This window comes from Lacicoccus qingdaonensis (assembly GCF_900101075.1).
Taxonomy (GTDB): Bacteria; Bacillota; Bacilli; order Staphylococcales; family Salinicoccaceae; genus Lacicoccus; species Lacicoccus qingdaonensis.
Genome location: NZ_FNFY01000043.1, coordinates 1 through 12,797, shown reverse-complemented (window position 1 = coordinate 12,797; position 12,797 = coordinate 1). Strand labels below are relative to the sequence as shown.

Sequence of the window (12,797 nt, the reverse complement as noted above, 5' to 3'; positions counted from 1 at the left end):
TTTATCATCGGGATACGTTCAACATATCTAACAAAGATAGAAATAATCATGGCGGCATAGTTCAACTCTTCAGGTGCACCAAGTCGGGACTTTTTCGTTACTGCATGATAAATTTTATCCAAATTTATCGTAGAAATAATGGCATCATATTTTTGGGGAGGTGCCATGTCATATAATTCCTGGATGCCAAATAAGCTTGGTTGTCGTATAATGGTCATAAGAAGCACTCCTTCAGTCTTTTTATGGTTTGTTCGTCAACTACCATTATACAAGATTTGGGGAGGTGCTTCTTTTTTTAACTCTCAAAACTGTTGGGAGACATGGGGTTAGAATTATGAAATTCATTCAAATATAGTTCATTACTAGAATCCTTGAAAATCTCCAAAGAGTGGCTGCAACCAAATGATAATTTGAGTCAATCCATCAAAGTACAGAAGGATACCCATTAATATCATAACGATACCGCCAATCTTCATACTTGTATTTGAGTATTTTAGCATCCAGCGTGTACGGGATACAAAGAAACTCAAAATGAAGAATGGTACTGCAAAACCAAGACAGTAAACCACCATTAAAATTAAAGCATTGTTAGGTTCAGTCGCACTCATTGCAAAAATAGCGCCAATGATTGGTCCGTTGCACGGTGTCCACCCAGCACCAAATGCTGTACCGATAAACATTGAACCAATAAACCCTGATGGTCTGTTTTTAAATTGTATTTTTCTGTCTTTCATAAGGAAATCAAAATTTACGTAAATTTCAAGTTTAAGTTAGCCACCTTGTGAGATCCCGATTCAGAAGGTTGTGAAAGTCCTATAGTGGTGGGTGTGCCCCCCCCTCGGGGGAGGGGGCGATTTTACACTACGCGCTTTGAGCCGGTTGTGTCTGCTTGAATGCTTTAACGAAACATTCATGCGGCGTCTGATAGTCCAGGATCTCCCTTGGATAATCGTTCATCCAGCGTTGAATGCGCTGAATCTGTCGGTCGCTGATCTTGGAGATTGGCTGCCCTTTTGGGATGAACCGGCGGATGAGTTTATGCTGGTTTTCGCTCGTGCCCCGTTCATAGGAAGCAAACGGCCGGGCGAAACACAAGACGCCGACCATTATCATGAATACAATGATGGCAACGATGATTTCGATCATGTTCAAAGTGGTGGAGTACGGTATGTAAATCGCAAAGTCATCCGCACTGGAAGCCAATACGATTAAAGTGACCGTTATGAATAATTAGTTGAATCTGCCTGAAGAGAACAGGGAGAGGATATTACCTTCATCTTCACCCTCATTTTCTTCTCCTTTTATCCACACCTTTATGCCCAGGTAAAGCGGCAGTAAACCAAGCAGACCGATCATCCATTGCTCGGGGACTATATTGGTCACTCCCAATGCCAACAGAAGGCTTGCACCTATAATAATGAATGTTCCTATATATTGTCCAATCCATATATGCTTTACCTGATCCTTTCTCACTTGTGAGAACAGAAGAATCAATATTATAAGGTAATCAATGCCTGTCGTTACGTAAACTGCAACAGCAGTAAATGCCGTCACGATCATTTTGCGGACTCCAACATTTCGACATGAGAATTTTCAAATACTTGTTCATCTTCTGCTTCATCTTCCTCCACGCGCATGAGTCTCATACCATTCAGCGCAACTACAATTGTAGCGCCCATGTCCGAGAGGATTGCAATCCAAAGTGTCAGCCAACCTGGAATGACCAGCAGCAGAGCGATAAGTTTGATGCCGATTGCAAAAGCGATATTCGTTTTGATGATGTTCAAAGTTTTACGGCTGAGTTTAATGGTGAACGGCAGCTTTTTCAAATCATCGCCCATTAAAGCTACATCTGCTGTTTCAAGGGCTGTATCAGTACCGGCACCTCCCATGGCGATGCCTACAGTGGAAGCGGCGAGAGCCGGCGCATCATTGACACCGTCACCAACCATTCCCACATTTTTATATTCATCTTTTAATTGCTTGATTACATTCAGTTTGTTCTGCGGCAGCAATTCTGATTGTACATCAGTCACACCGACATGTTCACCAATAGCATTGGCAGTACTATAATTATCACCTGTGAGCATGACTGTTTTTTTGATGCCTGCATCGTGGAGTTTCTGAAGCACTTCCCTGCTTGATTCCCGTACTTCATCAGCTACGGCGATGATTGCCTGGACGGTATTCTCTGTGCCTGCAATCATGACTGTTTTCCCTTGTTGCTGAAGTCTTTTGACATCTTTTTCAATTTTATCACTGAAATTAGATGATTCTATCTCTTTAAACAATGCAGGACTGCCAATGTAATACATCTCGTCATTGATTCTACCCCTTATCCCTTTGCCTGTAATGGAAGAAAAGTCTTTAACGGATATATCCGAATAAGGCAAATTATTATCATCCGCTTTCTTTATGATGGCTGATGCCAACGGATGCTGAGAACGATATTCCAATGCCGTGATGGCTGATAAAATTTCTTTTTCATCCATCAGCTCATCAATAAGTTGATAATCGGTGACAACCGGCACACCTTTTGTGAGTGTGCCTGTTTTATCGAATGCAATGGCTTTTAGTCCACCCATTTCTTCAAGATGAACACCGCCTTTTATAAGAATCCCTTTTTTGGCGGCATTTCCGATTGCTGAAACAATCGATATCGGTGTGGAAATCACCAAGGCACAAGGACAACCTACAACGAGAACGGCCAGCCCTTGATACACCCACGTCGACCAGGCGGCACCGAAGAATAATGGCGGTACAATTGCAACCAATACTGCGATCCCCATAATGATGGGTGTATAATATTTTGCGAATTTATCAATAAAAGCCTGGGCAGGTGCACGTTCACCCTGTGCTTCTTCAACCAGATGAACTATTTTGGCAATTGTCGTATCTTCAACCAATTTGGTGATTTTGACTTCCAGTAAGCCTTCTTCGTTCAGTGTCCCTGCAAACACTTCATCATCAAGTGATTTTTCAACTGGCACCGATTCACCTGTGATTGCAGCCTGGTTGATTGCAGAGTGGCCATTGATAATCACGCCGTCCATTGCAATTTTCTGTCCCGGCTTGACAACCATGATATCACCGACTTCTATGTCATTGACATGTACCGTCATTTCCTGTCCGTTGCGTTTGACAAGTGCCTCTTTGGGGGCGATATCCATCAGATCACTGATGGATTGCCTTGCACTATCCATGGAGAAGCGTTCCAAAGTTTCGCTGATGGCAAAAAGGATAACGACAATTGCCACTTCGGCCCATTCTCCTATGATGACGCCGCCAATCACTGCGACCGTCATCAGTGTTCTCATATCAAACTCCAGCCGGACTAAATTCTGGAGCCCGGTTTTCAGCATTGAAGTTCCTCCGACAAGCATTGAAGTGATGAACAGCAACGGCGTCATAATATTGTCATTGCCATTCACAAACATGGAAATGAAACCGAAAACACTGAACAGCAGAGAATAGAGCAGGGTGCCGTGTTTCTTATAAAATGGAATAGATGTTTCTTTCTCTTTTATTTCTTTTACACTTTCTTCTTGAAGTTTTTCAGGAGTCACTTTAAGATTTTCAAATGCCCCTGCTTCTTCCAGCTCTTCGACCGTCGCCGCTCCATATACAGAAACTTTGGATGCGCCAAAATTGACTTTCGCATCCTGTACTTCGGGTAATTTTTTTACGTTCCTTTCGAATTTTCCTGCACAGTTCGCACATGAAAAACCTTCGACACGGTAGACATTCTTTTCTTTGTTAGCTTCTGGTTGTCCTTGTCGTCTGGGTTTTTCAGGAGTCACTTTCAGATTTTCAAATGCTCCTGCTTCTTCCAGCTCTTCGACCGTCGCCGCTCCATATACAGAAACTTTGGATGCGCCAAAATTGACTTTCGCATCCTGGACATCGGGTAATTTCTTAACATTCCTCTCGAATTTCCCTGCACAGTTTGCGCATGAGAAACCCTGGACACGGTAGACACTTTTTTCTTCTTCAGTCAGAGCTGTGGTATTTTCAGACATTGGCCGTCACTTCTTCCCTATGTGTTAATGCAATCTTCATTATCTGTTTGATATGTTGATCTTCCAATGAATAGAAGGCAAGCTTTCCTTCTTTTCTGAATGTGACCATCCCTTCTTTATAAAGGATGCGAAGATGGTGGGATGCATTGGCTACGGTCACACCAAGTATATTTGCGATATCACAGACGCATAATTCTTCATCCTGGCACAGGGCATAAATGATTTTTGCCCTGTTTTCATTGGCAATGGACTTCAGCATCTGCGAAACACCTGATATATCAACAGTTTCTATATCTTCTTGAATCCGATTGACTTTTTCTTCGTCATAACAAAAAACTTCACAAGTATCGATCTTACTCATATTTCACCTCTTCATTCAAGTATTTGCTTGATTATAGTGTAATCATTTTCGCTTCTTTATTCAAGTCTATATTTGAATAAGGTGATTATATAAATAAGGAAATGTCTATGGGAATAAAATTGAACTGATAGAAAAGCAAATCTCAATAGACTAAGATAAATATTTGAGACAGCATAAAAAACACATTCGAGAGGGTACAATGAATCAAATACTCAATCGGAAGTGTTTTACATGGGCAAAAACGTATAAAAAGTGATTTGAAATGGAGAGTGTTGAAAGCGAAAGTAGACGTTGAATTGACGAAAAAAAGATTAAGGAGAAACACGGCATTAAGGATAATTCCCAGGTTCCACATGACTCAGATGAGACTAGCTAAGCTGAATAATCATTCAAGCTCTTGAAATCCTGACGCACACCCATCAGGATGCCTCCTTAACATAATTTATATAATTGGTCACAAGTTCAGGCGATACTTCGCCTATATACGCCCTGATGATCTCCCCGTCACCATCGACAAAGAAAGTCGTCGGCATCAGCTGGATTTTGTAATCATCAAGCGCCTGATCTTCATCGGTGAATTCGAAGATGGGATACCCGACTTCATACTCAGTGAGGAATGCATCCCTGTTTGTGGTGCTGTCGCTGATATTGACGCCGATGATATCAATCGGCTCATCCAAATTATCGAGATGGTAATCATTCAGCGCCGGCGTTTCCCGTTTGCACGGGTCACACCACGAGGCAAAGAAATTCACGACTGTGACTTCGTTATTTCTTATAATATCATTAAAATCAGCATTTGCATTCATTACCTCCGTGAAATCATTTTCCATGATGTTTTCACCGACCGCATGATGATTGTCCCTGCCTTCCGTGGACTGGAGCGTTTCCAGCGCCTGGTTTTCGAACTGATCTTCCGAATAATTCAGCACTGCACCGATCGCCGCACCGACCAGCAAAGAACCGGCAGCTATGGCGATGATGAGCACACGTTTTTTATTCATATTAAAACTTCCCCAGTATCGTTATTGCAATTATTTTAACACATCATCCATTGTCGGGCATGGTGCAATGATGAAGTATTTATGGACATTGGAAGATGTTTTTGCTACATAAAATATGGGGCTGGGACATAAAGCCTCTGAAAACTAAGGAAAATGGCGAGGCATCTTGATTTTAAAGATGCCTCGCCATTTTTCATGTCTATTTTCATATTTGTTCGCAAGATGTGGGTGAACTTCCGGAGATTCAGCGCCAATAATGCCAGTCCGGTTTCGATTTTGACCTTGCGCATCCCACGCACCGAAAATCGTCGGAACGACAAATTCGCCTTCAAGTTGCCGAAAACTGTTTCGATATCCACCTTCCGTTGTTGGTAGATTTCCCGGTTTTCTTTCGTTGAAAGCTGATGGTTGACCTGGGCTTTGAAATACTCCAGGTTCATATTCTTTTGAATCCGTTTGTTGATTCGTTTCTCACTTTTGATGCACATGTCATAAAGCGGACACCCGCTACAATCATCGGATGCATACATTTTGAATGAACGGGTGTAGCCGCATTTGTCCGTCCGTTTGGTGTACCGGTCAAATCGAATCTCCCGGTCATCTGGGCAAATATATAAATCGTTTGTCGCATCATAGGGCCAATTCGCTGGATGTATTTCATCATCTTTATATTTTTTCTTCTTTTCTTTGTAGTAGGTGTTGTAAGGAATTAAAGCGGTGCGCTCATAGTCATCCATGATCATTTCATAATTGGATTCACTGCCATAGCCGGAGTCGCCCACTATTTTACCCGGTAAATGCTGGAATGTTTCCAGCATCGTATCAAGAAATGGCTTCAATGTGCGGGTGTCTGTCGGATTCGGATAGAGATCATACCCCAAAACAAATTGATGATTCGATGCGACCTGCAGGTTGTATCCGGCTTTCAGCTGGCCATTTCTCATATGGTCCTCTTTCATGCGCATGAACGTCGCATCCGTATCGGTTTTCGAGTAACTGTTCCGTTCACCGAGAATCGCCAACTGCTGGGTATATTTCAGCTCACGGTCTCGCAGGTCCGCACATTTCTTTTTGGCTTTTCGAATGACAGATCGCTCGGATCGGATGGCCTTCCTGTCCGGGACATCTTCAGTCGCATCAATCGCTTCTGTCAAATCATTCTCCACTGTTTCCAATGCTTGATGCATCGTGTTTAAATGGGCATCCGTTACAATGTCTTCGGATTCTTCCAGCAGTGCCGGGATGATCATCTGCTCATACATCGTGTCATACATCAGTTTTGATTGGGCCCGCAGTTTCTCCTGGTGCTGCTCGACGCTCTTCCTGAAGACGAATGTATATTTGTTGGCGTTGGCTTCCAATTTTGTGCCATCGATGAAAATCGCCTCATCATCAATTAAATCATTGGCTTGAAGCTGCATCCTGAATTGGATGAAGGCTTCCGCGATGAGGGCATTCATATGGGGATGGATCCGGAATCGGTTGATGGTCCGGTATGAAGGGTGCTGGTGCTGCGCCAGCCACTTCATCCGCAGGCTGTCGCCGAGCAGCGCTTCGATCTTCCGGCCGGAGTACACGGACTGGGCATAGCCGCACAGGATGATCTTCATCATCATCCTCGGGTGGTGAGACGCCGCACCAAAATGATGATCGAAGTCTTCAAATGCGGCATCCGGGATGCTTTCCACCATGTCATTCACCGCAATGGCGATGTCATCGGCCGGAATCATCACTTCTATATTCAATGGTATTGTGATTTGGTTCATGTTATAATCTTTATACATAAGGCACCTCTTTTTTTGTTTGTGTGGTTACTTACATTATAAGAGACTGCCTTGTTTTTGTCTTATATTTACATATAAAAATTCCCCCGCAGTAAAATTGATATTTTACTGCGGGGGAATTCGATTTTAGCTAGGACTTATGTCCCAGCCCCATATGAATTCCAAAGGCTTATCAACACAACCAAATTTTTGGGTTTTGATTGGATTATATGAATTTTAATAAACGAAGCCCATTCAGAATGACAACCAACGTACTTCCTTCATGAATAATGACACTGATTGCTATATCGGTCAGACCAAATAAACTGACTATAACCAAAAAGGCTACGACTGCCATGGAAAAAATTATGTTCTGCCAGATGACCCGATTCATTTTAGAAGAAATGTTATGTGATTCAACTAATCTTGATAAATTGTTCTGCATTAAAACTAAATCAGATACTTCTACCGCTACATCGGTTCCATCGCCCATAGCGATCCCAACGTCAGCGTTCACAAGAGCCGGCGCATCGTTTACACCGTCTCCGACCATTGCTATTACGCCGTATTTTTCTTTTTGCTCGTCTATGATCCTTGATTTGTCTTCCGGCATGACATTCGCAATTACTTCATCTATTCCCAATTGTTCAGCGACAGCTTTTCCAGTCATTTCTGAGTCACCAGTAATTAAGGTGGTGTGTATGCCTTGTTTTTTGAAGTACTCAATGGTTCCTATTGCATATTCACTAGGGATGTCCATAAGGGCAATAAGCCCTATAACCTTTTCATCTTCTGCTACGTATACGACTGTTCTTCCTTCTGACGCCCATTCATCATCTAAGCGAATAAATTTATCTGAAACATCGGAAAAAGAAGTTGTTTTTCCGATCCGATAATTTTTACCTTTGTAATTACCTGTCAACCCTCTCCCAATCTGATTTTCTACTTCAATAGCTAATTTGTTTTTTTGTTCAAACTTTCTTAGAATTGCATCTGCTAAAGGGTGGTTGGATTCCTTTTCAAGAGCAACAACGATATCAATGATATGTTCTTCGTTTACAGAATCATCAAAATAATAATTGGTCACTTCAGGTTTTCCTTTCGTCAAGGTTCCTGTTTTATCAAAGGCAACAGCTTGAATATCGGCTAATTGAGATAAATAAGAACTCCCTTTTGAAAGTACGCCTCTTTTGGCTAAGTTCGATGTCGCCGACAATGTTACAGATACGGTAGCTGCCGCTAAAGCACATGGTGAAGCTGCGACTAAAAGGACTAATCCCCTATAAATACTTTGTGACCAATTCCAATCTATAATGAAGGGAGTAAGTAGAACGAACAGTGGGATTGCAACTAAGACCCCTGTCACATATTTCGGTTCAAATTTTTGGATGATACTGGCAGCTTTAGTTTGATTGTTTTGATTTTGATTGACCAGTTGTAAAATTTTTGAAAAAACGGTATCTTTATTTTCTTTTGTGACTTCCATTGTGAAAGTGCCTGTTCCATTGATGGTACTACCAAAAACCTCATCTCCTTTGGTCTTTTCTTTAGGGATACTTTCTCCACTGATGGAAGATTCGTCTATGGAAGTGCTTCCTGACAAAATGATTCCATCAATGGGTACTTGATCTCCATTAAGTACCTGAAGCTGGTCTCCCACTTTTAGTTCACTAACATCAACAATCTGTGTATTGCCATCAGGCATTATGAATCTGGCAGTGGTGGGATTCATTTCAAGCAGTTTTGTGATTTCACGTTTACTTCTACCTTCTGCGTAATCTTCTAAAAAGTGCGCACCAGAGAAAATGAGAATGAGCAAAGTTCCTTCCCAAAAATTTCCTATCAATGAGGCACCAAGTGCAGCCAATCCCATTAAAATATGAGAGTTTGGTGTAAACTTTTTTTTGGCTTTAGTATTTTGAACGGTTTCTCCAATTCCTTCAAGAAGAATAACGTGGTAGCCCGCAATAATTGAAGCAATCGAAAACAAACTATTTTGTAATAAATTATTTTCTCCATCTAAAAAGAGTGCTATTAGTGCCAGGCCTAGTCCAATAAAATACAGAACAATCGGCAACTTCCCGTGATCATGGTCGTGGTCGTGAGAATGTGTATCACGTGATTGTTGCTCATTAACAGCTTCCATTTCTATCACCTTTCCAAACATAGTTTCTTTTTTATTTTCCAAGCAAATTTTATTTGTGCCAAATTTCTATAAGAATCCCTATATACTAAGAGGGCATAGCATATGATATTTTTTAATATCACTCCGTGCTTCAGATCATATGTAAATCAAAATGATTCCGGCTTACATATGTTTGTTCATTCATATGTGTGTGCACTCATTATATGTAAATTTTCAAGCTTTGTCAATAAAAAGTATTTTTCTCCAAGTAGAATTTGCTCTCTCTAACAAAAAGTAATCTTAATTTGTTCCATGAATAAAAATCCAGTGTCATTTCATCCATGTGTTATCATATACATGAATGAAAAATCATTTGAAAGGATGAAATATATGGACAAACCAGCGGCTTATCCGGTCGATAAAGAAACTATTCAATCAATAAGTAAATTGTTTAAAGTAATCAGTGACCCAACGCGCCTTTCAATCCTTTTTCTGTTGCAGAGTGAAGAACTTAGTGTAGGAAACATTGCAACTTCATTAGATATGGAACAGTCTGCTGTTTCTCATCAACTAAAAACTTTAAAGGATTCACGTTTAGTGAAAGCAAAAAGAGCCGGAAAAATCGTGATATACAGCCTTGATGATCATCATGTTTTCAGCATTCTCGAACAGGTTTCAACCCACATTGAAGAGGAAAAAATTAAAGATTAGCAATAATCGCAGTAAATAGGAAAGGGAGTTTCTCTATAATAAAACTTTAAATTTTTTAAAAATTGAAGGTTAGCAATGATACGTCTATAGCAGCCGATTGTCACAAAAAAACATCTAACTCATCAGTTGCGAGTTAGATGCTCCTGCTAACCCCTTTATCAGCTTCTATTTTAAATAGTGTCTTTATACACAGTTTTAATTATGATTTGACGATTTGAGTACAAAATGAACAGAGATGATTTTTTTAATTTAGTAAGTGATATGATTCGTATATAAAATATCTAGATTTGGAGGAAATGATATGTTTGGGTTGAAGAAAATATACTTGATTATAGCTACTGCAATTTTATTTTTAACGTTTCCGTCTGACAAGGTCAACGGACACTCCTTTTTAGAAGAAGCCAACCCGGCGGAGGGGGAACAACTTGATGAGAGCATCGACACAATTGAACTATCCTTTAGTACAAAAATTGAAAATGTCAGTACCCTGTACCTCACCGAGGAAAATAATAATCAGGATATCCAACCTGCAGCTGTTGAGATAGAAGATAATGTAATGAAAGCCGCTTTTAAAGATTTGCTTAATGCGGGTACATACGAAGTGAATTGGAAAATAGTTGGGAGTGACGGTCATGCTATTGAGGATAAATATTCATTCTCAGTTTCTTCACCAAAGGATAATAAATCTCAAAATGACCAGAATCAAAATAAAGATAATGTAGACGAAGTCCTGAAGGATGAAAGTCAAAATAATAATAGCGATAACATAGAAAATGAACCGTCAGAATCCACAAGTATACTCAGTGAACAATCAGAGAACACTGATGAGCAAATCTCTTTAACCACAGTAATAATCACATTCCTTATTATGTCCGGCGTGATATTAACAATTGGGATGTTGGCTGATAAACGGAAGAGGTAGGAGGTTAGTTTAAATTGATTTTAGTTTCTTTGACAGAATTTATCTTATACGTTAGTTTTTCCATTCTGATTGGCTCTCTGATTTTATATATAATTCCCGAAAACAAAAAAACTACTTTAAAAATACCCAAAAAATTATTGTATCTCGCTACTATTTTAATACCTATAACTGCTTTCTTCCCAGTCTATCGAACAGCAAATCTATTGGCAGTGGATTTAGGTTTCTGGTTTACTTTGAAAAATGTGTTACTGACTTTTGAAATTGGCAGATCCTGGCTATTCATCAGTATTGTTTCTATCGTACTTATTTTTGTTTTAAGAATGAAAAAATTTGCTATCAGACTACATTTGAAGATATGGGCATTGGCTGTAACTTTGTTGATGTTGTTTGGTTATACATATTCCGCACATGCGGCGACCATTACAGAGTGGCAAGGGTTTGTTGTACATACGCTTCATTTCCTTTCAATTACTATATGGATAGGAATTCTTTTTATAATCAGTTGGTTTTCTAGAGATAAAGATAATTGGATACCATTTTTGAAGTGGTTTACACCAGTTGCGATAATATGTCTTATTATAGCGAGTATTACAGGCTACCTGACTATGGAAATTGATATTGAATCATATGATGATGTTAATTCGTCTGTTTTACAGGATTATCAGAATAGCCTTATAGTAAATTACGGACAGGCACTGCTTATAAAACATATATTGATTATTTCACTCGTATTATTTGCTTTTATAAATGGATTTTTGTTTAGAAAATGTCAGGCTAGAGACTCATTCAACCCGTTAAAATGGGCAAAATTAGAAAGTGGTTATGCTTTAATGATTTTCGGAGTAACAGCTTTTATGGGTCAATCATGGCCGCCTCACCAAATTTATAATCTGATAAAAGCAGAGGGGGGCTCCCCGCTGTTCAATGTATTATACGATGGAGACATCGTAAACATTATTCAGAATGCAGAGCATAGAGACATTTTTAACGTCACTATGTCATTTAGTCCGGAAAACTATCTTCTATTTGTCCTAGGATTTTTATTCTTATTTTTGACTATCTATTCAGTTATGCGAAAGAAGTCTGTTTTTTTCTCAATACTTTTTTCCTTTCTAATGTCTATATCTATATATGCAGGCATTATTTTAGGGATTCAGTAGGCACAATAAATCTGAAAAGAGAAAAACATTTAGTTTAACAAAAGTTGCAATTCTCTTATTATCTCAGTATTTAAAATATGTCGGTGCCCATAATAAAATGAATCCCGGTGATGGATAATCTTGAATATCTTTCACTGGGGTTTTCTCTTTTTTAGCTAACATATGAGTTGAAGATAGATTAACCCAGTAAAATAATGGAGATAGTATAATTAACGACCGTTAATTGGACGATTTTATGTATGCGTGAAATCGCCCTTTATTCATATAGATTGAGTCCAAAAACATGTATAATAATCAATGTACATATTATTCAAAAGTACATGAGTTTTTGAACGATACCATGCACTGTGAGACCAGTTTTGTGAAGTGGAAGCAGATGAATCAGTCGGGGTTGGGACAAAAGTCCCACCTAAAGTCGAATTCCCCGGGGTAGAATACAATTCTACCCCGGGGAATTTTTATGATATAAATATAAGACAAAAATAAGGTCTTCTTATACAATGTAAGTAACGACACCAACAAAGAAAGAAGGGACCTTATGTATAAAGATTATAACATGAACCAAATCACACTGCCAATCGATCTGGCAGTCGTCATTCCGGAAGATGATATCGCTCTGGCTGTGAATGCCCTGGTGGAAAGTATTCCCGATACTGAGTTTGCGCCATTTGAACATACCTTCGGGACGTCATCCTACCACCCGAGAATGATGATGAAGATTATTTTATGTGG

At 39.7% G+C, this 12,797-nt stretch carries 9 protein-coding genes and 4 pseudogenes; 4 read left to right on the top strand and 9 right to left on the bottom strand.

What is annotated here, in order from left to right; all coding sequences use genetic code 11:
* The 9 genes and pseudogenes from BLR15_RS13250 to BLR15_RS13215 all read right to left on the bottom strand — a co-directional run.
* Positions 1-218: pseudogene (locus BLR15_RS13250) on the bottom strand (IS5/IS1182 family transposase); the annotation flags it as partial.
* 144 nt (positions 219-362) lie between these two features.
* On the bottom strand, positions 363-734 hold the full coding sequence (locus BLR15_RS13245; protein WP_245696815.1) for a sulfite exporter TauE/SafE family protein: 372 nt from the start codon (positions 732-734) through the stop codon (positions 363-365).
* A 127-nt stretch (positions 735-861) separates the two neighbouring features.
* Positions 862-1,089, bottom strand: a pseudogene (locus BLR15_RS14495) (transposase); the annotation flags it as partial.
* Positions 1,086-1,560 (bottom strand): annotated as a pseudogene (locus BLR15_RS13240) (CadD family cadmium resistance transporter); the annotation flags it as partial. The pseudogenes BLR15_RS13240 and BLR15_RS14495, both read right to left, overlap by 4 nt.
* Positions 1,557-4,019, bottom strand: coding sequence for a heavy metal translocating P-type ATPase (locus BLR15_RS13235; RefSeq protein ID WP_092988263.1), 2,463 nt, complete (start codon positions 4,017-4,019; stop codon positions 1,557-1,559). The gene BLR15_RS13235 and the pseudogene BLR15_RS13240, both read right to left, overlap by 4 nt.
* On the bottom strand, positions 4,012-4,380 hold the full coding sequence (locus tag BLR15_RS13230; protein ID WP_092988261.1) for an ArsR/SmtB family transcription factor: 369 nt from the start codon (positions 4,378-4,380) through the stop codon (positions 4,012-4,014). Before BLR15_RS13230 ends, BLR15_RS13235 begins: the two co-directional genes overlap by 8 nt.
* Before the next feature lie 419 nt (positions 4,381-4,799).
* Positions 4,800-5,384: a TlpA family protein disulfide reductase gene (locus BLR15_RS13225; RefSeq protein WP_092988259.1), complete on the bottom strand. Its 585-nt coding sequence runs from the start codon at positions 5,382-5,384 to the stop codon at positions 4,800-4,802.
* 104 nt (positions 5,385-5,488) lie between these two features.
* Entirely contained in the window at positions 5,489-7,168 is a 1,680-nt protein-coding gene (locus BLR15_RS13220) for an IS1182 family transposase (RefSeq protein ID WP_092988257.1), read from the bottom strand.
* Positions 7,169-7,373: 205 nt separating this feature from the next.
* On the bottom strand, positions 7,374-9,293 hold the full coding sequence (locus tag BLR15_RS13215) for a heavy metal translocating P-type ATPase (protein ID WP_176754172.1): 1,920 nt from the start codon (positions 9,291-9,293) through the stop codon (positions 7,374-7,376).
* Between the two features lie 369 nt (positions 9,294-9,662).
* On the opposite strand from BLR15_RS13215, the gene BLR15_RS13210 reads away from it, so the two are divergent.
* The 4 genes and pseudogenes from BLR15_RS13210 to BLR15_RS14335 all read left to right on the top strand — a co-directional run.
* Positions 9,663-9,983 carry an ArsR/SmtB family transcription factor gene (locus tag BLR15_RS13210; RefSeq protein WP_092988255.1) on the top strand — a complete coding sequence of 107 codons (321 nt, stop codon included), beginning with the start codon at positions 9,663-9,665 and terminating at the stop codon, positions 9,981-9,983.
* A 301-nt stretch (positions 9,984-10,284) separates the two neighbouring features.
* Positions 10,285-10,905 (top strand): copper resistance CopC family protein, encoded by a 621-nt coding sequence (locus tag BLR15_RS13205; protein ID WP_092988253.1) that lies wholly within the window; start codon positions 10,285-10,287, stop codon positions 10,903-10,905.
* Between the two features lie 14 nt (positions 10,906-10,919).
* Positions 10,920-12,065 carry a copper resistance D family protein gene (locus BLR15_RS13200; protein ID WP_092988251.1) on the top strand — a complete coding sequence of 382 codons (1,146 nt, stop codon included), beginning with the start codon at positions 10,920-10,922 and terminating at the stop codon, positions 12,063-12,065.
* Between the two features lie 538 nt (positions 12,066-12,603).
* A pseudogene (locus tag BLR15_RS14335) lies at positions 12,604-12,797 on the top strand (IS5/IS1182 family transposase); the annotation flags it as partial.

What these genes read in the sequence shown, in the direction of transcription:
- BLR15_RS13235 (WP_092988263.1), bottom strand. Translation starts at nt 4,019, where the DNA reads ATGTCTGAAAATACCACAGCTCTGACTGAAGAAGAAAAAAGTGTCTAC.
- BLR15_RS13215 (WP_176754172.1), bottom strand. Translation starts at nt 9,293, where the DNA reads ATGGAAGCTGTTAATGAGCAACAATCACGTGATACACATTCTCACGAC.
- BLR15_RS13230 (WP_092988261.1), bottom strand. Translation starts at nt 4,380, where the DNA reads ATGAGTAAGATCGATACTTGTGAAGTTTTTTGTTATGACGAAGAAAAA.
- BLR15_RS13220 (WP_092988257.1), bottom strand. Translation starts at nt 7,168, where the DNA reads ATGTATAAAGATTATAACATGAACCAAATCACAATACCATTGAATATA.
- BLR15_RS13205 (WP_092988253.1), top strand. Translation starts at nt 10,285, where the DNA reads ATGTTTGGGTTGAAGAAAATATACTTGATTATAGCTACTGCAATTTTA.
- BLR15_RS13225 (WP_092988259.1), bottom strand. Translation starts at nt 5,384, where the DNA reads ATGAATAAAAAACGTGTGCTCATCATCGCCATAGCTGCCGGTTCTTTG.
- BLR15_RS13210 (WP_092988255.1), top strand. Translation starts at nt 9,663, where the DNA reads ATGGACAAACCAGCGGCTTATCCGGTCGATAAAGAAACTATTCAATCA.
- BLR15_RS13245 (WP_245696815.1), bottom strand. Translation starts at nt 734, where the DNA reads ATGAAAGACAGAAAAATACAATTTAAAAACAGACCATCAGGGTTTATT.